Genomic DNA, 26246 nt, shown 5'->3' with positions numbered 1-26246 from the left:
TCCATGCCTCTCCATCTCGTCACCCCTTTCGACCGGACCGCCCCGTCCGAAGTCGAACAGCCCGCCAGCCATCGAGTGCCCAACTGGCGCTCGCGCATGGCCGATGGCTGCTACATTGTGCTTCGCGGCAGCCTGTTTCTGGGCTCGTCCTATCTGATGGCGCTGGGCCTGCCGCTGCTCTTCTTCCTGCTTTTGTCAGGCGGCAATCCCGATGCCTTCTTCGCCCATGTCGCCAATCTCGCTGACCGCTTCCTGGGGGCCGATCTCGAGCGGCGCGTGACGTTCCTCGGGGAATTCAAGTTCGTTGCTGTCGCTCTCGCGACGCTAATCGTGATGGCACGCATGCCGCGCTTCATCCGTGATCTCGACCGCGAACTCTCCGGAGAAAAGCTGTGAAGAACATTCTGGCAACATCGAGCCTGCGCGTACGGCTAGCATCGATCAATCTCACCGCTATCGCTGTCGGCGTCGGCATGGTTGGTCAGGTGCTGTGGGGTGTCTGGGCGACCGACAAGCTGCTCACCCTGGAGAAGCGTGAGGTCGTCACGGTCCAGCTGAGCCGGATCATGGGCGACTTCATCGAAGCCGAAGCACGTGCCGGTCGGCCGCCTGAAGAAACCAGACTGCGCGTCCAGGCCTACCTCAAGGCCGTGGAAGCCTCGGTACAGAAGCTCGGACGCGAAGGCCGGACAGTTCTGGTTGCCGAAGCAGTGGTCGCCGGGAGCACGCCGGACCTGACCGGGTCTGTGCGTGCCGACGTCGTGCGCCGCATGGGAGCCCTTCCCGATGCAGCCCGCTGATCTCTTGATCCGCTCAGCATCGGCGCGCCGGCTCGTGCTTTGGGGCGGGCTCGGCGCCGGGGCACTGGCGCTCTCCTCGCTTGCCGCCTTCGCGCAGGGCCATGCGCTTATGATCAATGTGAGCCCCAGCCTGCCCTACTGGGCCATCTGGGTCACGCGGGGGGCACCCGTACATCGCGGGGACATCATCCTGTTCGACCCACCTACCTCGCCTTTGTTAGTCAAGCATTTCGGGGCGAAGCCCAAGCCGTTCGGCAAGCGGGTGAGCGGTGTTCCGGGCGACATCATCACCGAGCAAAACCGCATCTACTTCGTCAACGGTGAGGCCGTGGCCAAGGCCAAGCTTGAGAGCCGCCTCGGCGAACCGCTGGCGCTTGGACCTACGGGGCGCGTGCCGAAAGGCTGCTACTTCGTCACCAGCGAACACAAGGATGGCTTCGACAGTCGCTATGCCGCGATCGGTTGGATCTGTGGACCGCGCATACTCGGAGTCGGGAGGCCAATCCTGTGAGGCTCCTGACTCTGCCGGTTTGCACCACTGCGCTGGCGCTGGCCATCGCACCACAGGCAATGGCTCGCGATTACGGCCAGCACGGCGCGGTATGGCCGGTCATCGAACCGGACCTGCTTCAGCAGATCCATGCCAGGCTCACCCAGCTTGAGAAGACCGGCGAAACGGCCCGTCTCAACGAAGAGCTGAAGCGGCGGACAATCGCCCGGGTCAACCGGCCAGAGCCTGTCGCTGGCGTCACCCTCGCCTCTGCGCTGCGCAGCTGGCGCTTCGATCCGACGATCACCGTCCCGCGCGATGTTGCCGACGACAAGGGCCGGCTCATCATTGCCGCAGGCACGCGGGTCAATCCGCTCGATACCGTGCCGCTCCGGGCTCCGCTCGTCTTTCTCGATGGGGACGACCCGGCACAGCTCGCCTGGGCCACCCGTCGCTATGCCAGCACCAAGGCGAAGCTCATCCTCGTAGCCGGTGCGCCGCTCGAACTCATGAAGGCCCGTCAGCGGCGCTTCTACTTCGATCAGGGCGGCACGCTGGTGAAACACTTCGGCATTCGCGCGGTGCCCGCAACCGTCGAGCAGCAGGGCCGCGCGCTCATCATCACCGAACAGCCCCCTCTCAAGGAGCGTGCGCCGTCATGAGCAAGAAAAAACGCTTTCTGTCATGGCTTTGCGGAGCGCTTCTGCTCACCAGCCTGAGCGTCGTGTCCAGTGCTCCTGCCCAGGCTGCGGCCGGCCCCGGGCGCTGCACGGGCAAGTTCGTCAACCCGATCACCGACATCTGCTGGTCGTGCCTGTTCCCGATCTCGGTCGGCGGCCTGAAGATCTGGCCGTCAGGGCGGCCCGACACCGACAATCCCGACTCCCCCGTCTGCCTGTGCGGGCTGCGGCCCGGCATCGCCATGGGGTTCTGGGAGCCGGTCCGGCTTGCCGACGTCAGCATGAAGCCATGGTGCTTCGTCAATCTCGGCGGGATGAAGCTCGATCCGGGATTCGACATCGGCTTCAAGTCGATGGCGGGACCATCGGCGGTTGGCGGCAACACCCAGTACAACTCGCAGTGGCATGTCCACTGGTATGCCTATCCGCTGATCTACTGGATGGAGATCGTCGCCGATTTCCTGTGCCTCGAGTCCGGCTCGATCGACATCCTCTACATCACCGAGATTGACCCGCTGTGGCAGGACAGCGAGCTCACCGCGATCATCAATCCCGAGGCGGTCCTCTTCGCCAATCCCTTGGCGCTTGCCGCATGTGCAGCGGACTGCGTGGCGGCAACGGCCAAGCAGCCGACCGATGAGCTGTTCTGGTGCGCGGGCTGCCAGGGCACGATGTATCCGCTCAACGGCAATGTTTCGGCAACGATCGGCCATGTGCAGGCATCGCGGCTCGCGCTCGCCCGCTTCTCCTACAAGCTCCACCGCGAACTCGTCGCTTGGGGGACGATGGGCAGCAAAGGGCTTTGCGGCAAGTACCTGATGCCGGTGATGCGCAAGCAGCAGTACCGCTTCCAGGCCACCAATCCCAATCCGCAGACCAAGGGCCGCTATGCCTGCGCAGCCCTCGGTGCCTCCACCACCTTCATGTCGGCAGGCCAGGTCTATCCCGCCATTGGCGAGGACATGGGCTACCTGGTCTGGCGCAAGCGGAATTGCTGTGCGCTATGAACAAACTTCCTCATCTTCTTGTCGTCGCATCGCTTTCCAGCCTTGCTGCTTTGGCTGGCGCCTCGGCGCAGACGGCCGAACCGGACCTCGATCTGGCCGCTATCCGGGCGCGGGCCAGTGCTGGTGCCCCCGATGCCGACGCGCTGTCTGCCAATGCCCGCGCCAGAGCCGAAGCCCTGGCGCGGGAGGCGAGGACCAGCTCCGACGAGGCCGAGGCGCACGCTCGCCGCTACATGCGTGAGGCCGCCGCAAACACGAAGCCTGGTGAGGCCAGCACATTCGATTTTGACCGAATGGTGGCCGATGCAGGCGCCATGACCAGCGAAGGCATGGGCGAGGCGCCGAGGTTCATCGCCTTTGCTTCGCTATCGATGCCGCCGGCAGCGCTGCGTGCGATGATCGATGACGTGACCAAGGCTGGCGGTGTTGTTGCCTTGCGCGGCCTGCCCGGCAACAGCGCCAAGGCTCTCACGGCGGCATTGGCCAAAGTTGCCAAGCCCGGCGAGCAGCTGGACGGCGTCGGCATTGACCCGCGGCTGTTCCGCGCCTTCGGGATCGAGGCGGTGCCCACCTACGTCGTCACCAGCAGCGACTTCGATCTGTGCGACGGGTTCGACTGCCAGACGCGGGTGCCGCCGCACGACCGGATGAGCGGCAATGTCAGCGCAGCTTACGCGCTCGAGACCTTCGCGCGCGGTGGCGGGCCGGGCGCCTTGCTCGCGGCCCAGCACCTCGCCCGTCTTGAAAGGCAGGTTCCATGAAACGACCAGTCCTCTCTCTCGCTGGCGTGGGCGCGCTTCTGCTCGCCCTCGCCGGCCCGCTCTACGCCCAAACCACAACCGATGCTGCCAAGGCCGATGGCAAGGCTTTCGGGCGGGACAAGACAGCCTCGGCGCAAGGCGCGGCAACGACGAACCCCGATGCAAGCCGCATTCCCAATTTCGGCGGCACGCCGAGCCAGTCGGGTTACTTCGACGATCCTGACCGGATGAGACGCGAAGCGGCGAGCCAGGCGACGACCAACACCGGCTACAAGGCCATGCGGGATTCGATGGACCGGCGCGCCCGATTTGCGCCGCAGGATCTCGATGCAACGATCGCGCGCAGCAATGTGATCAGCGATGACCCGCTCGCCTATACGAGCGGAATGGCCATCGGCGGCTCGCAGGGACGCTGCGTGCCCTTGCCGCCGGCCAGCGGAACCGCGGCGCGCTACATGGCGACCTGCAATGTCGGCTATACGGCGACACAGGAAACGCGAACCTGCCCCGTGACGTTGACCGCGCGTGTCGAACAGCGGCAAGTCTACGGCTACTATTGCGTCGGCGGCAGCGGGGTCGATCCGGCTTCGGTCTACAATTGCAACCGCTACCCCGCGCCGCAATGCACGGTCACGCAGTCCTATCCGATCAACCTGTGCGATCCTTATTTCGGGATCTACTGGGGCTGTAACTCGGGCGATCTGAGGGTCGATCTCGTGAGTTGCACGGCGCCGGTCGATGGCGCGACGCCCTACACGGTGACAGGCGAGAACGTCGTCACAACGGCGCGCGATGAAAGCCAGTGTGCTGGTCTCGCAGCTGATACCTCGTGCCAGCAGGACACCGAGACGTGCACGGACAGCGATCCGGTGACCCGCATCGTCGATGGCATCGCCGTGACGCAGCCGTGCTGGGCGTGGAGCCGCAGTTACAGCTGTGCGCAGTTCACAGAGGCACAGGACTGCCAGACACTTGAAGCCACTCCGGGCTGCAAGCTGGTGCGCGAAGACTGCCTCGCGGGGGAGCCCTGCCGCACCTGGGAGCGGGTCTATGATTGCCCGGTTCCAGACCAGCCTGCGAACACCGGCCAGTTCATCTGCGACGGCGATGTCTACTGCATCGATGGCTCATGCGAGACCATCCAGCGCGAGGCCAACGACGAGTTCAAGGACGCGGCCGTCGCCTTGAACGCGATGAACCAGGCGCGCCGCGAATTCGATCCGGACAACCTCACTCTGTTCAAGGGGACCCGGGAAAGCTGCTCGTCCAAGGTCTTCGGCGTGCTCAACTGCTGCAAGGGCAAGGGCTTCCCGCTTATCCCGGGCATCCAGCTGCTCGTGGCGCTGGGCTGCAGCCGCGAGGAGATGCTGCTGCACCAGAAGGATGCGCAGGGTCTGTGCGCCTACGTCGGCACTTATTGCTCGTCCTCGTTCCTTGGCGTGTGCCTGACCAAGCGCAAGGTCTATTGCTGCTTTGAGTCCAAGCTCTCGCGGATCCTGCAGGAGCAAGGCCGCCAGCAGCTAAACAAGCCCTGGGGCAAGCCGAAGACCGAGCAATGCCAGGGCTTCACCATCGACGAGTTTGCCCGGCTCGACCTCTCAAAAATGGACTTCAGCGAGGTCTACGCCGAGTTTACCGACGCCGCCCGCCTGCCTGACGAGCTGCAGGCCACCCAGGACATCCAACAGAAAATCGAGGACTACTATGCCCGCGCCCGCCAGTAAGGCTGCGTGGCGGCTGCTCGCCGCCTGCGCGATTGCCAATTCCGTTTGCCAGCTTTCTCCGGCGACCGCCCAGCCGGTCGCAAGCCGGACCGATGCGCCTCCCAGCGCACAATCGGCCGAGCGCCAGGATAGCTTCTATTGCGAGGAGCGGCGGCTCGGATACTGGTTCTACTGCGAGCGGCCCAAGACGCCGGACCAGAATTCACCCTCGCCAGCGCCTGCGGCCAGCGCGACCAGCCAACTTGATGCGATCACGGCGACCTTGCGCGAACTGAAGGCCAAGGCGATCCTCGAGCCGACGCCAGCGAATGTAACGGCCTATATCCGCTTCCAGCGCGCCCAGCTCGACCGCGCGTCGCTCTTCAGCGACGTCTGGCAGCGGGCGATCTGGCAGGATCCCGAGCTCGACTACACGCTGCAGCGCCCGGTCTCGACGCTTGGCAAGCGCCAGTGGCAGGATTCGCGCAGCGCGGAACGCAACGCCGCGATGGCCCAGCTTTCCGAGCGTTACGGGCTCTTCTACTTCTTCGCCCAGAGCTGCGGCGCTTGCGAAGTCATGTCGCCGATCGTGCAGAGCGTTGCCTCGACCTGGCATATCGCGGTGCGCGCGATTTCGACCGATGGCGGCCCGTCGCGGCATTTCCCGAACTACACGGTCGAGACCAACCAGCGCAGCCGCATGGGGCTCGAGCCCAAGATCACGCCAGCGGTCGTGCTCTGGGACGCGCGGACCGGCCGCCCCATTCCGATCGGCTACGGCGTCATGAGCGCCGACGAGCTTCAGGACCGGATTTACCTCCTCACATCGAAGGAAGCTGGACGTGACTACTAGGATGAAAAGAGCCGTCGCTGCGCTTCTGGCAGCCGCCCTCCCCTTCGCCCTCCCGCTGTCTGGCGCATCGGCCGACGTCGGCAGTTCGATGGACTCGTTTCTGAACGACGTCGGGGGCGCTGCCAACGTCAACGGACCGACCGCGTTCCAGGGGCAATCTGCCGGCTACTACAGCCTCGGCAATGTCTGGACGCGGTTCCCGCAGAAGACCACCAACATCGCCAATCTACAGCTGCCGCGCGCCCGCGCCGGTTGCGGCGGCATCGACATCTTTGCCGGGTCCTTCAGCTTCATCAACGCGAGCGAGATCGTCGCGATGCTGAAGGCAGTCGCGAACAATGCCGTCGGTTTTGCCTTCAGCCTGGCGATCGACACGGTCTGCCCGGAATGCTCGAAGATCATGCAGGAGTTCAGCCAGAAGGCTCAGCTCATGAACAACCTCAACATCAACTCCTGCGAAATGGCGCAGGGTCTGGTGGGCGGGATTTGGCCGAAGGGCGACCTTGCCGACAAGGCGATCTGCGAAGCGATCGGCAACTCCGAAGGGATCTTCACCGACTATGCCGCGGCCAAGCATGGGTGCGGCACCAAGGGGCAGCGATCGAGCACGACCGCGCAAGGCTCGGGCAAGTATGACGACGTCAATCCCGGGGTGCCGCGAAACTACACCTGGACGATCCTCAAGCAGTCGGCGTTCTTCTCGCCTGGCGGCCGCTTCGACGAGGAGCTCGCCGAATATGCCATGACGCTGCTGGGCACAATCATCTACGTGCCCCCCAAGGACGACGAGCCGGGCAAGTTCGTGCCGATCGTTGGTGAGGCATCGTCCACCCTCGTGACTTCGCTGCTGGATGGCACCTCGAATGGCAACGTCCTCATCTTCGACTGCGACGAGCCGGAAAAGTGCCTCAACCCGGGCTTCAAGTCGCTGAGCCTGCCGGCATCGAAAGCACTGCGGCCGCGCGTGGCTGCGCTCATCGGCGGTATGGTTCAGGCCATCCGGGACGACACCGCGATCAGCGAAGAGCAAAAGGAACTGCTGCAAGTCGCGTCTATCCCGCTCTACAAGATCCTGACCGTCCAGGCGGCCTATGGCCGGGGCATGCCGACCGACGACCGGGAGACCCTGGCCGAGATCGCCAGTGTCGACCTGTTGTTTGCCGTGCTCGACCGGATCGTGAGCGAGGCGGGCCGCTCGATGTCGAGTTTCATCGGGGCCGACGAAGCCAAGATCGCGATGTGGCAGAATCAGGTCAATGTCGTGCGTCAGGCTCTCGCTGACCGGCAGGCCAACACGCACCTCAAGGTCAATGCGGTGCTGCAGATCATCGAGAAGACGGCCTTCATCGAGAACGTGCTGGCCGCCTCGATGTCGCCCGGAATGGCCGCATCGCTGGACTGGTCGCGCGGCGTCCAGAACCGCGCCCTCACCCACTGACCGGACCAACCACATCCAGGCGGGACAACAGACATGGTCGAGATTTTCACGGTCGGCGGCGGGGACTATCTGGTCAACGTCTTCCAGGCGGTCGCCGCCTGGACCGGCAACGGGGGCTACAAGAGCCTGCTCCAGGTGGTGATGGTAATGGGGCTTGGCCTGTCTGCCATCACCCTCGCGTTCAATCAGGACTGGCGCGCCTGGATAAACTGGTTCCTAGGCGCAACGCTCATCTACTCCTGCCTCATGGTGCCGCGGCTCGATGTCCATGTGACCGACCGGCTCAATCCGAGCCTTGCCCCGGCCAATGTCAGCAACGTGCCGCTGGGCTTGGCCTTGATGGCGAGCTTTACCAGCCAGGTCGGCGACTATCTGACGGGCTCGGCAGAAGTGGTGTTCGGCCTGCCTGGGGATCTCAACTATTCGAAAAACGGGATGATCTACGGCGCGCGGCTCTACGATGCGACCCGGTCCTTGCGGATTTCCGATCCGGAGTTTGCTGCCAATCTCGACGAGCATTTCCGGCAATGCGTGTTCTACGACGTCCTGCTCGGCCGCTACTCGATGAAGGAGCTCGCGGAAACCGGCGACATCTGGGCGACGATCGCGCCGGGCAGTCAGGCGCGCGCGCAGCGGTTCCTGACCCGGGATGCCACTTCAGGCAAGGTGAGTTCGAACATAGTGACCTGCCGCGAGGCCTATGACACGCTCAATGCGCAGTGGGTTGGCCTCGTCGATGCGATGGGATCGGTGTTTGGCCGTCAGCTTTACCCCAACCAGACAGCCGCGCTCGCCAAGGCGAAGCTCTTTGCCGACCTGCCGGTGGCCTATCAGTACCTCACCGGCGTGTCGGCCAACGCTACCGAAATCTTCAAGCAGACGCTGACCATCAACGCGATGAGCCAGGCCATGCATTCGATGTCCGGCACCAGCGGCGCGGGCAATGTCGACGTCTACGCCCAGACCCGCGCCGACATTCAGACCGAGCGGACCTATGGCTCGATTGCGAGCAACGCGATGAAGTGGGTCCCGCTCCTGAACGTCGTGCTGACCGTGCTGTTCTACGCCCTTTTCCCGGTGCTTTTCCCGCTCTTCCTTCTCCCCAAGACGGGACCTGTCGCACTCAAGGGCTATGTGACAGGCTTCTTCTATCTCGCGGCCTGGGGACCGCTGTTCGTGATCCTCCACATGATGCTGATGTACAAGGGCGCGGCTGACATGAGCGCGGTCACGGGCAGCAACGGCCTCAGCCTGGCGAGCTTTACCGGCATGGCCGACGTCAACAGCGATATCGGTCTGCTGGCAGGCTATCTCATCGCATCGGTGCCGTTCCTGGCAGGGGGTGTGGCCAAGGGCGCCATGGCGATTTCCCACAACGCCACGAGCTACCTCAACCCGAGCCAGAACGCGGCCGAGGAAGCGGCCCGGGAGGCGAGTACCGGCAATGTCTCACTCGGCAATACCAGCTTCGAAAACTCGAGCGTCCTCACCCGCCAGTTCGCACAAGGCACGATCGCACCGAGCTTCACGTACGGCGCGCCGCAGACGCGGACCTTCAGCGACACCGGGGCAATGACCACGAGCTTTCCGGACGGCAGCTACGACCAGATCCCGACCTCCAGCTATCCCTTCACGCCGACGCTGGGCCAGGAATTCACGGCGCGCCTCTCAACGATGGCATCGCAGGCCCGCGCCAACAGCGAGACCTATGCCAATGTCGCCACGGAATCGACGGCCAGCGCTGTCACGAAGTTCCGCGAGCTCAGAGACCAGTTCAGCCGGGGGGCATCCTTCGAGAGTGCGACCGGCACCTCGAACTCCGACAGCATCCAGACCGCTTTCAGCGAGGTCGACCAGGCATCGACCAGTCTGCAGCGGCAATTCGGGCTGTCGCGCAGGGCCGCCGATGACATCTCTACCGCCTGGTTCCTGGGTGGCGAGGCCGGCGCCAAAGCGGGCATTTCAAATGGCGTGCTCTCGGGAAGCGTAGGAGCGAAAGGGGGCGGGACACGCACCTGGACCGACAGCGACATCGGTATCGCATCCGAAGACCGTTCTCGGATCTTTGGCAGCCTGTCCCAGATGTCTGACAGCCGAAATTGGTCGAGTACCCGCGATGGTTTCATTCGCTCGGTCAGTACCTCATCAAGCTCGTCGATCTCGAGCACTGCGAGCGGCATGAATGCTTCTCTGACAGAGGCGCAGAGCTTCACTATTGAGGCTCGCCGAGCTGAAGAGCTCGCCAATCGCCTCGAGAGCCAGGCGTCTTTCTTCGAAGGAAACAGCGCCGCAGGCAGCCTCAATCTGTCGCAGGCCTACCGAGAATGGGGCCTAGCCGAGATCGAGAGCAACCGCGATTTCTATGGCACTGCGCGGTTCGACGACGTCACCTTCCAGCTCAGTCCGGAAGGCCAGGCATTGCAGGCAAAGTTCGTTGAAAGTTATGCCGAGCAGCTTCGCGACGGGATCGACGATCGCCTCATACTCGTCCCCGGACAGTCCGTATCCCGTCCGGCAGTCTCTGGCGCAGGATCGGTGCGCAGTCGAGCACAAACCGGCAGCGGAGGTTCCGGTTCGGTACCACGTGTGGACGCCGACGGTCTCCATGAAGAGGTGCAAAGGGCTCAGGCGGCCGGTCGCCAGAAGATTACCGGCTCTAGGGGACGTCTGGACGCGATCACCAAGGGAGCCCAAGGTGCCAGTGCAGAAGCAGCAGATGATGTGAAGGAGTGGTGACTGCAACGGTCACCACAGGCCGAAGGACGCTCCAGCCAGAAACGCGAAAACTGCGCCAATGACGATAAGGCCGATTATCGTCAGCTTGCGCCCCCAAGGGTCGGCCCACGACTTCTTGATCCTGTACTCCATTAGGCGATTGTCACGGATAGCTTCGCTCACTTCCGCAAGCCCCGACCAAGGCGATGCAGCATCAACTCCATCGAGAGTCGACTTTTCAGGCTTGCGATTTTCCATGGCCTTGCATTCCAATGTTGGAAGAGCTTGGATGAGAACATAACAAGATCGACGGTTAATTTGCAAGTGACGAGAACGTGAAGGGACGGGCAAATTTGCCAGCCGTCTGGAAGGATCTGCTCGCGATCTTGTGTAACAGTCCTAAAGCAGGATTGCTGAGATCGTCGCGAACGAAGGGCACGATTACGTGTGCTTTCGCACGAGAAACCGCCACATTGATGAGCCTTTCGCCATCTCGGCCTAGCAAAAAATTCGATGTTCCATCGACCGGATCAAAGATCACGAGGGTCCGCTCGCTTCCTTGTGCTCGGTGGACAGTACTGACTGAGATTTCGGGATGCCTTCGTCTAAGAAAATTACGGATCAGCGTACGCTGAGCTCGAAAAGGCGTCAGAACCATGATGTCCTCCGCATCGACATAAGAGCCAGCCAGATTATCGATAATGGTTTCGATGAGCTTAGCCGACTGAAAGCGGATAAAGCCACCGTAGCTTTGCGAATACGTTGCTGGTTCGGAGACCTGATCGAAGCAAACCCTCGGGATCTCGCGCCCATCCACAAAAAAGGGACTGCGCTGCTTCTTCCAATCCGGATCAGCCATCGCTTTCCGACAGACCTTGAGCTCGCCGTTATAGAATGTCGTGCTTACCGCCTGGCAAATTCCAACTGCCATTCGAGATTGTTCATTCAGCATGGTCGTTGGCGTATGCGCGAACAGATCGAATGCCGTTTTCCCGAGAAGGGCCTTTTCGCCCGCCCCAGCGCTTTGAACGATCGGCGACAGCTGACATGGATCACCAGCAAATATGGTCTGCTGCCCCATTGCCGGAACCATAAGGGCGGCCGGTCCAATTACCTGGCTCGCCTCGTCGCAGATCACAAAATGCCAAGGTCCTGCGGCGTGTAGGGTTTCGTGCCAAGTGATCGCCGAGGAAACGGTTGTCGCCACAAGTCTGGCTTCGGACGCGACGGCCGAGATATCCGCGCCCAGCTCCTTGCGGAGCGCGCTCAATTTATCCTTCCATCTGATGTGCTCACCGACTTTGCTCTTCGGAGGTTCGGATGCCTCAAGGAGCAGGAATTCCGTACTCTTTTCGGCAACACCTGGTGCGAGCAGGTGTGGACGATTTACAAACTTCCGTGGGTCAAAATAGGCGCCTACCCGTTTGGCAGTTTTCGCGATGGCTGGCTTGTCGATACGCCCGAGCCAATCGTCTATGGAAAGGAGTGCCGTGTCCACGGCGACATTCGTTGGCCCCAGCAGGAGAATGCGAGATTTCGGAAATCTCTTGAGCAGGTAGGCGCCCAACGCGCCAATCGTATAGGTCTTGCCAGTTCCCGGCGGACCGATTGTGATTGAGCACCGATATGCCGAGTTCTGGACGGCTTCCACTTGCCTTTGACGGAGGTCTGAGAAGCGATCTCCAAGCGGAAGAATTGGCTGGAGCGGTGCTGTGTCTTCTTTCGTCTGGCGCAGTCTTTTGGCTGCCAGCGCGCCCATTTCACCGGCCCACATATCGATCAGCGGTCCAAGGAAATCGCCCGGAAAAAGCCAGATCTGACTTCCGATCTCGGGCATCCCGCCTGCTGCGACCTGAATCACGATCCTGTCGTTATCGCTATCGACAAGCTTGATTATGCCTCCAGCTTCAAGCTTGTCGCCCCACTTGGCCCTGACACCTTCCAAGGCCTCATCGACGACAACTCGGCGCTGCCCTTTGACCGACCGTACGCCCAAAACAAGGTAACCGTCGTCCAAATCCGAAGACGCAACTTCGACCCTGCCACCCTTCTGAACGAAGCTTCGTTCCGCTTCCAATGCACCTTGGATTGCAGCACGAGTAATCGCCATCGAACAAAACCTTACATCAATGCGACAATGCGATTGCTGGCGCTGTCTACTCGGATAGCGAACCTTTCATCTTGGCTGAGGTTATAGGCCAGTCGATCGCTGAAACTGAACGGGAACAGCGCAGGACTTGTCGCCACCGTGTTGATGGACATTCCTCGGCCAGCATGCCTTAGAGCAGCCTCTACCAGCCATAGCTCCAGCTCTGGCGTCAGAGTGATGGGCTTGTGCCTTGCCGTGATGATCTTCCCTTGGCTCATCCGGTCGATCGCACCCCAGTCAGCCTGAGATTGGAGCACCATGTTGGTCATGCGGCGCGTTCCCTCGCGCTCACCATAAACTTCCGCCATGCGCCGATGCACTTCGGCTGAAGAGCATTCGCCCTGTAAGCGCAGCAGTCTTCCAACGATCTCCGAAACAGCTCCGAAGAACGGATATGTGGCGATGGCCATCCCCCAAGTCAGTGCCGCCACCGATGCGCTTGGGTCAGACTTGTAGATTGCCACAGCGCGATCAGATAGCGCTACGAGTTCCGACCTCGGTTCTAACCAAAGCCGGTTCAACACAGTGCGTGTCTTTTTCTTAGCCGCGATGCCTGTATGGCTTGCGTCGATCAGGTCTCGCAGCTCTTCTAAAGTTTCAAAGCCGGACCGAACACGTAGCGCGGTGCGAGCCCAATCCAACTGGATATACCTGTCAAAACCGATTTGGGGCGAGGTGTCACTTATCATTGCTCGAACTCTTTGGCGTAATGCGGACGAAGGGGACGATGAGCTCTTCAACGGACATTCCGCCATGAGCGACCACGCGATCCCCCACCCCTGTGAAGGCACCTCTCCCCTTTGGATAAACAGGTAGAAAATCGACGGGGAGTCCCGGTAGGTCAAACCTGAAGGTATCAAGTTCGGCGGGTACCGAGGATGCCAGATCGGCGCTCCGATAGACCCTGACCCGCTCGCCCTTTATTTCGGACAGAACCCCTTGGCTCAGCCGGCCAACCCCTGTCGCATCGACGTTTCCGTGATCCGATGTGAGGAAAATCTCGAAGCCTCGATCGAGCAGCAGCGTCATCAGCTGCTCCACGAACCCGGTATCACACCAATCGTCAATCTGACTGGCGATGCCTCGCTTACCCAGAGTTGCACCGTGGACGATCTCATCGACCATATCGACAACGATTCCAGCGATTTTGATGTTGGAGCTGCTAACCGCATCAGCAATCCGCGACAGGTCCTCGCGCCGCTTCACGCCCTTGAGGTAGACGATCTCACTCTTGCGAAGTCCGGCATCTTGCCAGAACTTGGCCCACAATGTCGGCTCTGCGGATGTGTTTTCTATCGTTCCTGCGAACTCTCGTGGCCTGAGCCCCGAAAACACCGTTTGACGTGAGACCGAGGTTAAACTCGGCAACCAGGCAAAACATGCCCCTTCGTCAATCTCGATGGATGACAAGTTCTCCGCCAGGCGCCCACGGATTTTGCACCACTGATCGATCGCCAGTCCGTCGAATAGGAGCAATGCCTGGCGCGCGCCGCTGCCGCTGCGGCGATGACTGAGATGCCGCGGTACGTGATGGAGCATGACAGGCGCTTTTGACGCGGGGAGCGAAGGCAAGTCCGCGAAGTGCCGAATGAGCCAGCCACGGAAACGATCGTCGGCTGATTGCTGAAGCCTCTCAATTTGAGGTGAAACATCGTCCCCGAGCGATCCAGGAAGCTCGAAAAACTTGCACAGGAGTTCGCCCAGACGCTGCGCAAACGAAAGCCATTCACGATGGTGGGCATCCTCTGCGGGCAGGTCTTCTGCAAGCGCAGTAGCGCTTTCAGCAATAAACTGAGCCTGGCCTTGGACGTCCTTCTTGATGCCGACCTGGACCCACGCAGGCGCGTGCCCCGAAACGGCATCGCCCGCAACCGGCTCAAGGCATCCATCCAAGAACAGGGAGTCTACCACCATGCGAATGTCAGGATGATCGAACGGAATCGCCAAGCTGGAATTGGAGCCGTTCTCTTGGTTTCCAGAGGCTACTGACGCTACGCCGAATGATTGCAGGTAGGTCAGCCAGGCCGATTGAGCCGCTTTCAACGCGAATGCTCTGTCTTCAACCAATTCCTTGATTGGCAGATGGGAAAGCGTCTGCCGTGATTGCAGGATCGCAGCCATCCTGTCGGCTAGAACGGGTGGCAAGCTCCAGCCTCGAAGGTGCAATCGGAATACCTCACGCCAGAAAGTCACCTCATCGTCGATCAGTACCGGGACGATCTTGAAGACATGCGTCAGAATGAAGTCGCTCGTCGCTGCATCCCCTAAGGTCTGAGACGCATAGGCTTTCTGAGCATCAAACAGCTTGTCGTAATAATTTGGGTCGATCTGGCGCAGCACTGAACTACTGAGCTTGTCGAAGAGATCAGCCAAACCGAGCCGGACGATCCGCGCTTGCCGGATGTAGTCCCAAGGCAGGATGTCGCTCTCATTGGACGAGAGATGTAGGATTAGCGCCGGGCTTGGAGGATCTCGCCCTTGGTCCCATGCGGCCCGATAGGTCTCTTCATAGTATGCCCTGAAGACGATCGGATCATCGAATGAGACGAGTTCAAACCCGCGGTCACGCAAGGATTGGAGAACGTGCTCATCCAACAGCACGACATCTGGGTCGCAGGCGACCCAGAAACGCGAGAGATCTGGGGGGAACTCCTGCAGGATACGGTCGGTCCAAGCACTCATGGCATGACCGATCCAGGCGCACCGACACGCAACATCAGAACGGCGTTTAAATCAGGCGAATATGCTTCGGCTGCATCCAGCTGCGCCATGCGCGCATCATGGTCGACACGCAGGCGCTTGCGGCGGTAATCCCGGACTGTCTGCAGTCCGACCCGACCGATAGCTTGATGCCGCGCCTCATAGGCATATTTGGCACGTTCACGCTCTTCCTGGATGCGAACGCGATGTTCCTCCGTTAGCTCGACAAAGATCCGCTCGCCCTGAGTGAGAGCAGCATTTCTCGACGCTTCAAAAAGTTCGCTTGCATCACTAGCCACAGCAGTTCCGGCGCTTTCGAGATGTTCCGTCAAGAGGAGGTCCCAAATCCGCTTGGCGGTGGGCAGGAACGTTCGTCCTTCATCATTCACGAAGACGGAAAGGAACCGCCGCCGACTGAAATCATCGGCAGACAGGTTGATCTCCCAAAGCGACCACACTCCCCGCACGCTATCCGGAATACCCGCGATACGGACGATGGGCAGCGGTTGACCAGAAACGCATCGTGGCAACTCGCTTATCAGCGCCCGAGCGCGCGGATCTTCAAGCGTCACCCATTCGGTGTCGGGTCGCGCTTCGGCCGTCCTTGCATCGAAGCTGTCAATCGGCGTTCAATCGGGACCCCCTATCGGCGCGCAAAAGGGACCCCCTTGCTGAGATGTTGGGTGGTTGATGCTGGGCGCGGTTTTCGCGCTGCTGGCGGCGTAGGGAGGGCGTAGCCCGACCGGAGGCGTCAGCAGCGCGAAGGCGGTTTTCTGGCTGGGTCAGCTGCGGTTTTTGAAGCGCCAGCTGTCGTTGCCTGTCTCGACGATATCGCAATGGTGGGTGATGCGGTCGAGCAGCGCGGTGGTCATCTTGGGATCGCCGAACACGGTGGGCCACTCGCCGAAGGCGAGGTTGGTGGTGATGATGACCGAGGTCTGCTCGTAGAGCTTGCTGATCAGGTGGAACAAGAGCTGCCCGCCGGATCGGGCGAACGGCAGATAGCCCAGTTCATCGAGCACCACGAGATCAAGCCGGCTGAGCTGCGCGGCGATGGCGCCGGCCTTGCCGATGCGGGCTTCTTCCTCGAGCCTGGTGACGAGATCGACCGTGTTGAAGTAGCGCCCGCGGGCCCCGGCACGCACGACGCTGGCGGTGATCGCAGTGGCCAGATGGGTCTTGCCGGTCCCTGTGCCGCCGATGAGCACGATGTTGCGGCGACCGGGTAGGAACGAACCTGCGTGCAGGGAGCGCACCAGCTCTTCGTTGATCGGGGTGCCCTCGAACGCGAAGGCGTCGAGGTCCTTGATTACCGGCAGCTTGGCTGCGGTCATGCGGTAGCGGATCGAGGCGGCATGACGATGCGCGGCTTCGGCGCGCAGCAGGTCGGTCAGGATCTCGTGGGTCGTGCGCTTGCGCTGCAACCCGGTGGTGACCGCCTCGTCGAAGGCTCCTGCCATGCCCTTGAGGCCGAGTGAGCGCATCGCCTCGATCATCTCATGCCGCTGCATGGAGGCCTCGCACCGTATCGTAGCGCGCGCAGTCCGCGATCGGCGGGTGGCTGAGCTTGAGATCGGCGACCACATCCAGGGGGCGCTCGGATGGCGGGTCCCGGTATCGGGCCAGGATGTTGAGGATCACCTCGTCGCTGACGGCACCGCTATCAAGCGCCTCCCGGATCGCGGCCTCGACCGCTTCCAGGCCATCGGTCATTACCGATGCCAGCACGCGCACGAAGCGGCGGTCGGCGTCATCACCGCCGCCCAGCTTGCGCCGCAACCGCGTCAGTGCCGGTGGCAGGTCCCACCCCTGGAAGGGTGCGCCGTTCCGCAAGGCCCCAGGCTTGTGCGCCAGCACTGGCAGGTAATGCCAGGGATTATAGATCGTCCGGTCGCGGCCGAAGTGCCGGGCATGCTCGGCGATTACCTCGTCGCCTAGGCGCACGACGATGCGGTCGGCATAGGCGCGGACCTGAACGGCCCGCCGCGCCGCCTTGGCCATGACCGAGTAGCGGTTGCGGTCGAAGCTGATCAGGCACGTGCCGGTCACGGCATGGGTGGTCTCGTGGAAGCCGTCGAAGGGCGCCAGCATCGGCTGCAGGGCTGGCCGCTCGAGCTCCAGCGCCTCGGCGACGGTCAGCTCCTTCTGCTCGGGATGGGCGTGCGTTGCGGCCCAGCGCAGGCACTCAGCTTCCAGCCACCCGTTGAGCTCCTCGATGCTGGCAAAGCGCAGGCGAGGCTGGAAGAAGCGGCCCCGGATGGTCTGCACCTGGTGTTCAACCTGACCCTTCTCCCATCCCGCAGCCGGCGAGCAGGCCGTGGGCTCGACCATGTAATGATCGGACATGACCAGAAAGCGGCGGTTGAACACCCGCTCCTTGCCGACGAACACGGTGGTGACCGCGGTCTTCATGTTATCGTAGATGCCGCGCAGGGGAACGCCGCCGAAGAAGGCAAAGCCGCGCGCATGGGCGTCGAACACCATCTCCTGCGTCTCGCGCGGATAGGCCCTGACGTAGACCGCGCGCGACGCGCACAACCGCATCTGCGCCACCTTCACCCGCATCGGCTTGCCCGCGATCTCCACATCCTCGTGGCTCCAGTCGAACTGGTAGGCCTCGCCTGGCTTGAACATGAGCGGGATGAACGCGGGCGCCCCATCACCCGCATCCTTGCGCCGCGCTTGTGTCCAGCGCCGGGCGTAGCGCCGGACCGCGTCGTAGGATCCCTCGAACCCCTCACGGCAAAGCAGGTCATGGATCCGCGTCATGCGCAGCCGGTCACGCCGGTGCCGGGCCTCGTTCTCCGTCAGCAGCACGTCGAGCCGCTCCTGGAACGGCCCAAGCCGGGGCAGGGGTTGAACCGTGCGGCGATAATCGAACGCGCCTTCCGGCGCCCGGATCGCCTTGCGAACCACCTTGCGCGACAGCCGCAGATCGCGCGCAATCGCCTTGATCGCCTTCCCGCTCGCGTGCTCCCGCCGTATCCGAACAACCGTCTCCACCACCAACATCCCGATCTCACCACCTGGAAAACCAGGCAGCCTGCTACACCATCAGAATGAGGGGTCCCTTTTAGACGCCGATCACCCCGCTAACGGGGTCCCTTTTGCACGCCGGTCCACAGGTCAGCCTGTGGACAGACAAACCATCGATGATGCGCAAAGCCATCGGCTTGTACGTAGGCCTGGTAAATGCCTTCGAGACACGCTCCGAAAGAACTTCCGAGACCTTCAAGACGGGCCCAATGTTCGGGTCTGCGCGCAGAACCGAGTTGGATGTCACGGTTTCCCAGAACTTGTCATAACCGATCAAACCCGGCCGATCATCCGGCACTTGGTCCTTCAGGATGGCCTGGATCTGGTCGCGGAGCGTCACAAGAGCACCACGCTTCTCGGTGAAGACCAAGCGCTCGAAGGTTCCGATGTAATCAGGGTGGACCGGGAAGAGCCTAACATACTCGTCCATGCGCTCATTCATTGAGCCATAGAATTTCGCAAAAGGCGTCAGGTACGAGCGGATTTTGTCCTGCTGGTCTGTGGTCTTCTTGAGAAGACGCTCAGCGACCACGAAACTCACGTCCTGCCGGGCCAGCAAGATCTGGGTGAAGCGATCCTTCACGCGCCGCAAACTGTCGGCAACGTGCTGAAAGCGACTGCTATCGAAGATGGCTTCCTGGACACCCGCCACAAAGCGAAAACGCAGGTGCTTCGCGACCTCACCGATCTCGCGAAGGAAGGAAAGATCCAGAACGAGGTCGTGATCCTTGCGCGATCGCAGATACTCGAGGAACTCGTCCACCACCAGCAGCACACCGTGATTGGGATGGACCTCGGCGAACGCCGCCATCATCTCCTCGAAAGCAGCCTTGTTGTTGATGACCTTATCGGCCGCAGGGAAGGAGAAGCTGACCCCCTGCTTGTCGAGGAAAACCTCAAGCTGCTGCGTGATGATGTCGCGCAACGACATCTGGCTGGAGATCTCAATCCGGTGAACCTTGAACTTGCCAGCGATCGCGCTTGCCGCCTCGGCCACCTTGGGGTGGCGGATCATGGACACATAGTCGGCATCTTCAGCGACGAGCGAGAGCACGGACATCAGGTGAGACTTACCGGTGCCATAGTTTCCGACGACCAGAACACCCTTGTGATCGACAGCCTCGTCGAACGAGAGCTGAGGAATCATCTGCATGGCGATCCGCTCGGCCATGTCATCCGAGATGACGTAGGTCGAAACGAGCTTCTTGGCTTCGTCAGGACGATTGGCATCCAGAAGCTGGATAACCGACTCGATGGGCTCAAACTGAATGAGATCGCCATACTGCATGGTCATCTCGGAAATTCCCTTCAACGCTCAATTCAACTCGAATACGACGGCACCATCGATTGGCACCTCGCAGTGTTCACGATGCCCGGTGCGGGCATAGGTCAGTCGGCCGTCCTGAAAACGACCAGGCCATGCCGCCACTATGGGGCGAGCGTGGGCAAGCTTTTTCAAGACATCAACAGGGGCAATGCGAAGATCTTCCTCGAAAAGAATTTCGATATTGTCGAAGATCACGCACTTTTGAGAACCAGTCTCATCGATCAGTTCCCTAAGCAACGGCATAACTTCAGAACTACGCTGAAGCGACGGAATTGGGAGCAGCTTGCTCGACAACTGTGTCCCAACATTGATCAGGGGCATGCCTTCGCTCTCTGCAAGGCGCGACAGGATCTCTGTTTTTCCGCCTGCGGTATACGCGACCACAAGGATCAGCTTGCTTTTCAGTGTCGCTGCATCTTCAGCAAGCTGTTGCAACCGCTCAAGCATATTGCGGTCCCTCTGGCTGAGACACGCCATCGCCATGCCTTCCCGAACGAATTTCGGCCGCGTTCAAGAGCACAATCTGCTGGTCCTGGGGCCTACGTGCGGCCGGATCGGTATCCAATCCAAGGCGCTTCAAGGCGTAGTAGAGGAGAGCCCTTCGGACCGGGATGGTCGTCACGCCCCTTTCCATTCCGTAATCGAGCTCGATCGCCTTGCGCTGACCAGCGCTCAGTTCGGGATGAGGCGCGATCTGCAGCTCAACCTGCTCCTCCCATTCGCTGTCGCCGGAAGACCTAGCATCTGCTGGCTTCGATGAACGCGTATCGGTGATGCGCGAGAGAACAAAATCCTTGAAGGTGCTGCTGCGTGGGCAATGCGCGCGAGCATGCCATCTGAAGCCGTCAAAGACCAAGGCATGAGGTTCGATCCACCGCCAAGCAGGCTCAGGGGATGACATCGATTGGTAGAAGACCTCGATCGCCTCGTGCCGCTTGATCGCCGTTACGATGGCCCTCAGAATTTTGGGCGAGACACCGCGGGCGGGAGTCGGGGCACAGGCGAAACTCGGCAAGCCTCCGATCCAGCTGTCGTCGGCGGCAATGATTCCATCCGAGAGCGATCTAAGCTGGGAGAGATATTGGGCTGCGTCGGGCTGGTGGAATACAGGGGTGAACGACGAGCTGCGAACGTAAGTCCTGGCGCTCTTGTCGTAGACCATGTTGGCTTCAGCCAGGCCGAGATATCTGTTCAGATCCGTGGAAGCCTGGTTGATCGAAACGCCGAAAACGTCGATCAGGTCACTCCGATTGACATGCCCTTCCCAGAAAAGCCTGAATTCGATGAACTCGAGGCGGCTCTCAACCCCGCGCCTCAATCCCGAATCGCTGTCCATCCTCAGATCCCCCAAGAAACTGGGCTAAACCAGTTTCTGTATGGGTAAGCGTAGTGGATGCTTGATGGCGAGGCAACGAGATTCGGAAAGCTGCTGGCCCCGGTTTCGCTAATCTACCTGCGGCTAACTGCCTCTGAGCTAGCAAGAAAGTCCGACACTTTCTGGCAGGTCTTGTGGCGCGGCCTGCGCCCGTCCCGAAGGTCCTGAACGAAGCGAGGATCTGCCACGACGTGCCGACCGAAGGTGCTCGGCGACGTCCGTGTTTGCGCCAGATATGCCTCGATCTGCTCCAGTAGCTCCATCGCCATAGACTCGCTTTAAGCTAGCGTTCCTATTATGTTCTTACTAGGAAGGCTTCCTAGAGTCTAGGATCGATTTTCCTAGGTGCCCGCGATAGGACTGGCAGTCATGGACGACGCACGGAGAGCCCTGGACGAACTGATCCAGCAACGAGGGGTGAATTACTCCTCAGTTTCGCGCCTGTTGGGGCGCAATGCCGCTTACATCCAGCAGTATATTCGGCGCGGCAGCCCGAGGCAGCTGGACGAGCAGGATCGCTCGGTTCTGGCGCGATTTTTCGGGGTCGATGAGAAGGTTCTTGGAGCCCCTGCCCGCCGCTCAGGCCCGGTCGTCGAACTGGTCCATGTGCCTTTGCTCAATGTCGAGGCATCGGCCGGCCATGGCGCTCTGGCCGAAATGGAAGCCAAGTCCGCGCAGTTCGGCTTCGACGAGAAGTGGCTGCGCCGGCTGACCGCGAGCAAGGCATCGAGCCTGTCGATCATCGCCGTGCATGGCGACTCCATGGAGCCCACCCTCCACGATGGCGACGAGGTGATGGTCGATCTTGGGGATGGCCAGTCGCGGCTGCGAGACGGGATCTATGTCCTGCGGATGGACGACATGTTGAGCGTAAAGCGCATTGCCCTCGAACCACAGGGCAAGCGCGCGTCGGTTCTGAGCGACAACCCGGCCTATCCAAGCTGGCGCGGCCTCGAGAAACGCACGCTCAACATCGTCGGACGGGTTCTCTGGTTCGGACGGGCGCTCTAAGGTGGTCCTCTGATGCTTGCCCTCCTTGCCGCTTCGATCGTCGCTTCCGGGCAGACCTTTACCTGCACGCCAACCCATGTCTGGGATGGCGATGGACCCGTCTGGTGTGCGGAAGGCCCTCACCTTCGGATCGCCGGTATCGCTGCCCGGGAAATGGACGGCACCTGCCGCACCAATCAACCCTGCCCCGATGCCACGGCGATTGAAGCGCGTGATGCGCTCGTACAGCTGATGGGCGGTGCGAATGGAACAATCTCGACCGGTCACGTGGTGGTCAGAGGTCCGCGGCTGACATGCCGTTCCGAGGGGTCCGCTGGCGGCAACAGGACCGCTGCCTGGTGCCGTCTGCCGTCAGGTGCCGATCTGTCATGCGCCATGATCAAGACCGGCACTGTCCTGCGCTGGGATCGCTACTGGAAAGGCCCGGCTTGCCGGTGAGCAGCACCACGCATCTGACCGGCATCGTCGAATGGGCGGCCAACGGACCGGTGCTGCGAACTGACGGTGGCGGGACTTGGGAACTCGACAACACCCGTCAGGTACGCAAATTCATCGGCTCTCGTGTCGAAGTGGTCGGGGAGCGTTCGGGGTTCAACGGATTTGCTTGCGACCAGATATGGCCTGTCGGACAACCTCGACCGACTGCCTTCAAACTACGCCTCGAATTCCTCCTTGCCGTAGCCTTCGTCGCCTACGGTCTCTACGCGGCGGTTGGCGGTGTCGTCGGCCTGCTGGGCTGATGCTGAGCGACTGGGAGCTTTGGGCCTGCGCCAACCATGTCCTGCAAACTCATGGCGACAAGGCTCCCTTGCACGTCGCCGAGCAGATTGGGGCGCTCGCACTTGCTGGCGACGAGGCAGGCATTCGGACATGGCAGGCTATCGCCGAGCGGATTGTTCAGCTGAGCTCCAACGCCCCGGACCGGCCACTCCAGTAAACCTCCTCGACAAGGCCAATCAGTTCATCCGATCGGCGACAGATCGCCCGGAAACAGACACGATTGCGCGACCTGGCCGCCCTGGCTGTCGCCTTCGATGGTGAAGCCGCGCATGCGTTCGACCAGATGACGAGCAAGATCGACCCTGGCGCTGCGCTGGGCGCGTGGATCATCGGCATTGAGACGGACGAGCGTGTGCTCCGGCGCAACGGCCAGCGCGACTTCGAGATGCGTGAGGAGGATATCGTCGGAGATTCGGGGCATGAGACAATGAGAACAAATAAAGAACTTCGCGTCAACCGGCCATGTGCGGACGCATGGGGACAGCGGGACGCTAAATGCCGATCTCGAACGGCTTCGTGATCGAACGGTCAAGTTCTGGCGGCTTGCGTTCCGGTGCTGGAGCCACACGATCTTTGGCCTGCCCTGTGGCTGCCGCATCGCGGAGGAGATCGACCGTTTCAAGCGCCGAGCGCTTCATGCCGGCATTGCGCTCGACCGCCGCCTCGAGCTTGCCAGCATTGTCGACATAGAGCGTGAGGCCATCGCGCAGGCGCGTGACTGTCACCAGGAACGTCTGCTGATTGGCCAGATTGCGCTCGCGGCTGTCCATCACCGCAATGCCGCGATCAGAGGTCAGCCCCTGCGCCATATGGGCATTGAGCGCATAGGCAAGATCGAGACGGTGGAGCATCGGGTCGCCCTGCTCCAGCCTGTGCTCTGCGCCCAAGGATGTCTTCACCACGACAGCTTCTTTGTCGACTGCGATAATCCGGGCCTGGTCGGCATTGAGCAGGCCCCGCTGGTAATCGGTCTCGGTCCACCGGATCCTGTCGCCGGTGTAAATGTCGAGGGCACGGACTTCGAACAGGCGCAGCGGATCCTGCTCACCTTGCGGCCTGATCTGACCGGGACGAAACTCGAACTGGCGGCCACGCGCGTTCTCCAGCTTGACCCGCTCGCGCGCCACATTGGTCCCGACCACACGGTACTCGCCTGCTGCAAGGCCCTGGCTGCGCTGACGCCGCGCGACATCGACCACCATGCCGGGCGCATAGGTGCTCGCATATCGCAGCTCCTCGCGGGTCACATTGACGCGGGACAGGGTTTGGAGTCGCATGGTTTCAGGACCGAGCTCCCCGCTGGATTTGAGGCCGGTCTGCACAGCCTCGTTCACGGCACTGCGCAAGTTTCGGCCTGAGGCATAGATTGCAGTTGCCTCGCGCTCGGCAGTCGAAAGCGACAGCCAGGCTGCTGCAGCTTCGACAGCAACGTCGTTCCCAACCTCGATCACCTGGGGTGCCAAATGGCGCATGGCATCCTCGATGCGCCCGTCTTGCGCTGCCAGTTGCGCTTCACGAAGGTCTTCGCTGCGCGCGCGAAGATTGGTGCTCATGACGGCCGTCTCAATGCCGGCCTGCTGCATCACATCGAACGGCTTTCCGGCATCGACGGCACCCAGCTGCTTGCGGTCGCCAATGCTCGCAAAGCGGCCGAGCTCGAGCAAGTTGGCCAACCGCACAAGCTTCTCCTTGTCCGCATTGCCGACCATCGATGCCTCGTCGAGCAGCACCACGGTGCCGCGCATCTCAGCCCGCGCCTCGGCGAGACGGTCCGCATCGGCCCCTTCAAGGAGATCGCGGTGCCGGGCGAGAAACCGCGACACCGTCATCGAGGGAATACCCGTATCGCGCTCGAGCATCTGGACCAGCGTGTTCTGCACAGCGAGACCGAGCACGGCACTGCCCTCCTCGCGCAGGATATCAGCGACGGGTTTGAGGACCGTGCTCTTGCCTGCCCCCGCGACGCCCTGGATCGCGACGATGCGGTTGTTCGAGCCAAGCAGCAAACGCCCTGCCCCTTCCTGTCCGGCGTTCAAGGTCATGCCGTATTTGATCTGGGACAGGGCCTGCAGACGGGCCCCCGCAAGGTCGGGAGAAACAATCGCCGGTGCAGCGCCGCGCCCGTCTTCGACCCCAGCAATGATGCGCTGTTCGAGGCTTATAGCGTCGCGTGTCGTCAGCAGTTCCCGGTCAGCGCCCCTGCCCTTCTCCAGATGTCCCTGGCGGAGCAGCTGGTCGACGCGGTGCTCGATGTCAGCGAGCGAAGTCGGGAGCGCAAAGCCAAGCGCTGCACGGTAGATTTCGGCTCGGCTGAAGGCCGCCTCCCGCTCGCCCAGATGCCGCACAGCCGAGGCGACTGCATGAATTGCGGCGACCTGCTCGACACTGCGGTTGGTCAGCCGGGAAGGTATCAGCGGGTCACCTTCGCGCAGGCCAAGGCGCTCGGCAAAGGAGGTTGCAAGAGCCTGAACATTGCGGACGAGCGCGCGCATGGTTGGTCCCAAGCCGGTCACATTGCCAAGATCCTGCGCACTGCGAGCATTGGCTCTGGCAGTCACCGTGGCGGGATCAAAGCCCAGCCTCGCAGACGCTTCCTGCCACTGCTGCGTCAGCGCATCGCGATCTTCGATGCGCCCTTTGTCGGCCCGGGTCATCAAGGTTGCAGCATCGAGCACGCCTGGCCCTGAGAAGTTCATCTGGGCGGCCGCTTCCAGGATTTCCGCTCGCCGGGAACTGAAGGCATCGCGGACCACCTTGGGCACACCTACGGCCTCAAAATTACCGTGCTTGCCGAACTCACCGACCTCATACCCAAGCTTTTCGACGCTCAGACGAAATCGCGCCATCGTCATGGCATTGAGCAAGGTATTGTGCTGCCAGAGCTTGTCATTGCGTAGCGCCCGCCATTTGCCGTCGCCCCCTCGCGTCACATTGGCAATGACGGCATGAAAGTGCGCGTTGGGCTCCTGGTTGCGATTGGTGTCGTGCTGGAACAGCGCGATCGCAAGGTTGCCGGTCTGGACGGTACGCTCCTTTCCGCGAACCTCCATCCGGGTCTCGGCTAGGTTCTTTTCGGCCCAGCGCAGGGTTTCCCGGACGGCCGACCCGTAGGCATCGAGGATCCGTTTGTCGCCGCCCACCAGAGCCAGGACCGACCAGCTTTTCGGCATCGAAAAGGTGAGGTCGGTCCCCGCCCGGTGCGCCCGGTTGTCACTGCCCAAGCGGCTACCATCGGGCAGCAGTCCCTTAAGGACCGCCTCGAATTGCCGTGCGTCTACGGAACCAGTAAGCCCGAGCGCGGCAGCGCCGTTGCCCAGCCATTCACCCGAGCGATCGGCATCCGCCCGCGTGTAGTAATTGTCGGCAGCGAAGTAGTTGGCCGCGCCGCCGGCGGTGCGGACATTGGCTACCGACAGCATCG

Annotated in this window: 26 protein-coding genes; 14 read left to right on the top strand and 12 right to left on the bottom strand. The window is 61.7% G+C overall.

Annotation, left to right across the window (positions count from 1 at the left end):
- Positions 1–3: 3 nt before the first annotated feature.
- The 10 genes from K426_RS04355 to K426_RS04310 are packed head-to-tail and all read left to right on the top strand — an operon-like array spanning position 4 to position 10468.
- On the top strand, positions 4–396 hold the full coding sequence (locus tag K426_RS04355; protein ID WP_066554236.1) for a hypothetical protein: 393 nt from the start codon (positions 4–6) through the stop codon (positions 394–396).
- Positions 393–800, top strand: a complete 408-nt coding sequence (locus K426_RS04350) for a type-F conjugative transfer system protein TrbI (protein WP_066554234.1) — start codon at positions 393–395, stop codon at positions 798–800. Before K426_RS04355 ends, K426_RS04350 begins: the two co-directional genes overlap by 4 nt.
- Positions 787–1311 carry a S26 family signal peptidase gene (locus K426_RS04345; RefSeq protein WP_066554231.1) on the top strand — a complete coding sequence of 175 codons (525 nt, stop codon included), beginning with the start codon at positions 787–789 and terminating at the stop codon, positions 1309–1311. Before K426_RS04350 ends, K426_RS04345 begins: the two co-directional genes overlap by 14 nt.
- A complete protein-coding gene (gene traW, locus K426_RS04340) occupies positions 1308–1952 on the top strand; it encodes a type-F conjugative transfer system protein TraW (RefSeq protein WP_082748415.1) in 645 nt (214 codons plus the stop codon). Before K426_RS04345 ends, traW begins: the two co-directional genes overlap by 4 nt.
- Positions 1949–2977, top strand: coding sequence for a conjugal transfer pilus assembly protein TraU (traU, locus tag K426_RS04335; RefSeq protein ID WP_066554226.1), 1029 nt, complete (start codon positions 1949–1951; stop codon positions 2975–2977). Before traW ends, traU begins: the two co-directional genes overlap by 4 nt.
- Positions 2974–3738: a type-F conjugative transfer system pilin assembly protein TrbC gene (gene trbC, locus K426_RS04330; protein ID WP_066554225.1), complete on the top strand. Its 765-nt coding sequence runs from the start codon at positions 2974–2976 to the stop codon at positions 3736–3738. The genes traU and trbC overlap by 4 nt, the downstream gene beginning before the upstream one ends.
- Positions 3735–5462, top strand: a complete 1728-nt coding sequence (locus K426_RS04325) for a conjugal transfer protein TraN (RefSeq protein WP_066554220.1) — start codon at positions 3735–3737, stop codon at positions 5460–5462. The genes trbC and K426_RS04325 overlap by 4 nt, the downstream gene beginning before the upstream one ends.
- Positions 5443–6294, top strand: a complete 852-nt coding sequence (locus tag K426_RS04320; protein WP_066554217.1) for a conjugal transfer protein TraF — start codon at positions 5443–5445, stop codon at positions 6292–6294. Before K426_RS04325 ends, K426_RS04320 begins: the two co-directional genes overlap by 20 nt.
- A 1-nt stretch (position 6295) precedes the next feature.
- A complete protein-coding gene (locus K426_RS04315; protein WP_066554215.1) occupies positions 6296–7732 on the top strand; it encodes a conjugal transfer protein TraH in 1437 nt (478 codons plus the stop codon).
- Positions 7733–7765: 33 nt separating this feature from the next.
- Positions 7766–10468, top strand: a complete 2703-nt coding sequence (locus tag K426_RS04310) for a conjugal transfer protein TraG N-terminal domain-containing protein (RefSeq protein WP_066554213.1) — start codon at positions 7766–7768, stop codon at positions 10466–10468.
- 9 nt (positions 10469–10477) lie between these two features.
- Here the strand turns inward: K426_RS04310 and K426_RS04305 are convergent, their stop codons facing one another.
- From K426_RS04305 to K426_RS04260, 10 genes are all read right to left on the bottom strand, one after another.
- Positions 10478–10705, bottom strand: coding sequence for a hypothetical protein (locus K426_RS04305; protein ID WP_066554211.1), 228 nt, complete (start codon positions 10703–10705; stop codon positions 10478–10480).
- A 55-nt stretch (positions 10706–10760) separates the two neighbouring features.
- On the bottom strand, positions 10761–12557 hold the full coding sequence (locus K426_RS04300) for a DEAD/DEAH box helicase (protein ID WP_066554209.1): 1797 nt from the start codon (positions 12555–12557) through the stop codon (positions 10761–10763).
- An 11-nt stretch (positions 12558–12568) separates the two neighbouring features.
- A complete protein-coding gene (locus tag K426_RS04295) occupies positions 12569–13285 on the bottom strand; it encodes a hypothetical protein (RefSeq protein ID WP_197672760.1) in 717 nt (238 codons plus the stop codon).
- Positions 13275–15278: a BREX-3 system phosphatase PglZ gene (gene pglZ, locus K426_RS04290; RefSeq protein WP_066554204.1), complete on the bottom strand. Its 2004-nt coding sequence runs from the start codon at positions 15276–15278 to the stop codon at positions 13275–13277. Before pglZ ends, K426_RS04295 begins: the two co-directional genes overlap by 11 nt.
- Positions 15275–15868: a hypothetical protein gene (locus K426_RS04285; RefSeq protein ID WP_197672759.1), complete on the bottom strand. Its 594-nt coding sequence runs from the start codon at positions 15866–15868 to the stop codon at positions 15275–15277. The genes pglZ and K426_RS04285 overlap by 4 nt, the downstream gene beginning before the upstream one ends.
- A gap of 210 nt (positions 15869–16078) precedes the next feature.
- Complete coding sequence (istB, locus tag K426_RS04280) at positions 16079–16807, bottom strand: IS21-like element helper ATPase IstB (RefSeq protein WP_066110604.1); 729 nt, start codon at positions 16805–16807, stop codon at positions 16079–16081.
- Complete coding sequence (gene istA / locus K426_RS04275) at positions 16794–18308, bottom strand: IS21 family transposase (protein ID WP_066554198.1); 1515 nt, start codon at positions 18306–18308, stop codon at positions 16794–16796. The genes istB and istA overlap by 14 nt, the downstream gene beginning before the upstream one ends.
- Before the next feature lie 61 nt (positions 18309–18369).
- Complete coding sequence (locus K426_RS04270) at positions 18370–19626, bottom strand: DUF6079 family protein (protein WP_066554193.1); 1257 nt, start codon at positions 19624–19626, stop codon at positions 18370–18372.
- A 21-nt stretch (positions 19627–19647) separates the two neighbouring features.
- The gene (brxF, locus tag K426_RS04265; protein WP_066554185.1) at positions 19648–20106 is read right to left on the bottom strand and encodes a BREX-3 system P-loop-containing protein BrxF; all 459 of its coding nucleotides are present in this window, start codon (positions 20104–20106) and stop codon (positions 19648–19650) included.
- Complete coding sequence (locus K426_RS04260; protein ID WP_066554183.1) at positions 20099–20995, bottom strand: WYL domain-containing protein; 897 nt, start codon at positions 20993–20995, stop codon at positions 20099–20101. Before K426_RS04260 ends, brxF begins: the two co-directional genes overlap by 8 nt.
- 408 nt (positions 20996–21403) lie before the next feature.
- On the opposite strand from K426_RS04260, the gene K426_RS04250 reads away from it, so the two are divergent.
- From K426_RS04250 to K426_RS32410, 4 genes are read left to right on the top strand one after another with little or no spacing between them, the layout of a single operon-like run.
- On the top strand, positions 21404–22045 hold the full coding sequence (locus K426_RS04250) for a S24 family peptidase (protein WP_007688341.1): 642 nt from the start codon (positions 21404–21406) through the stop codon (positions 22043–22045).
- A gap of 12 nt (positions 22046–22057) precedes the next feature.
- A complete protein-coding gene (locus tag K426_RS32415) occupies positions 22058–22483 on the top strand; it encodes a thermonuclease family protein (protein WP_066554178.1) in 426 nt (141 codons plus the stop codon).
- Complete coding sequence (locus tag K426_RS04240; RefSeq protein ID WP_237229943.1) at positions 22414–22785, top strand: DUF5818 domain-containing protein; 372 nt, start codon at positions 22414–22416, stop codon at positions 22783–22785. Before K426_RS32415 ends, K426_RS04240 begins: the two co-directional genes overlap by 70 nt.
- Positions 22785–22982, top strand: a complete 198-nt coding sequence (locus K426_RS32410) for a DUF6961 family protein (protein ID WP_066554176.1) — start codon at positions 22785–22787, stop codon at positions 22980–22982. Before K426_RS04240 ends, K426_RS32410 begins: the two co-directional genes overlap by 1 nt.
- Before the next feature lie 24 nt (positions 22983–23006).
- Here the strand turns inward: K426_RS32410 and K426_RS04230 are convergent, their stop codons facing one another.
- Positions 23007–23246 carry a hypothetical protein gene (locus K426_RS04230; RefSeq protein WP_030092562.1) on the bottom strand — a complete coding sequence of 80 codons (240 nt, stop codon included), beginning with the start codon at positions 23244–23246 and terminating at the stop codon, positions 23007–23009.
- Positions 23247–23316: 70 nt separating this feature from the next.
- Positions 23317–26244, bottom strand: coding sequence for a MobF family relaxase (gene mobF, locus K426_RS04225; protein WP_066554174.1), 2928 nt, complete (start codon positions 26242–26244; stop codon positions 23317–23319).
- Positions 26245–26246: the final 2 nt, after the last annotated feature.

This window comes from Sphingobium sp. TKS, from assembly GCF_001563265.1.
Lineage (GTDB): Bacteria > Pseudomonadota > Alphaproteobacteria > Sphingomonadales > Sphingomonadaceae > Sphingobium.
The sequence above is the reverse complement of the archived record's forward strand: the minus strand, read 5'-3'. Positions and strand labels throughout refer to the sequence as shown.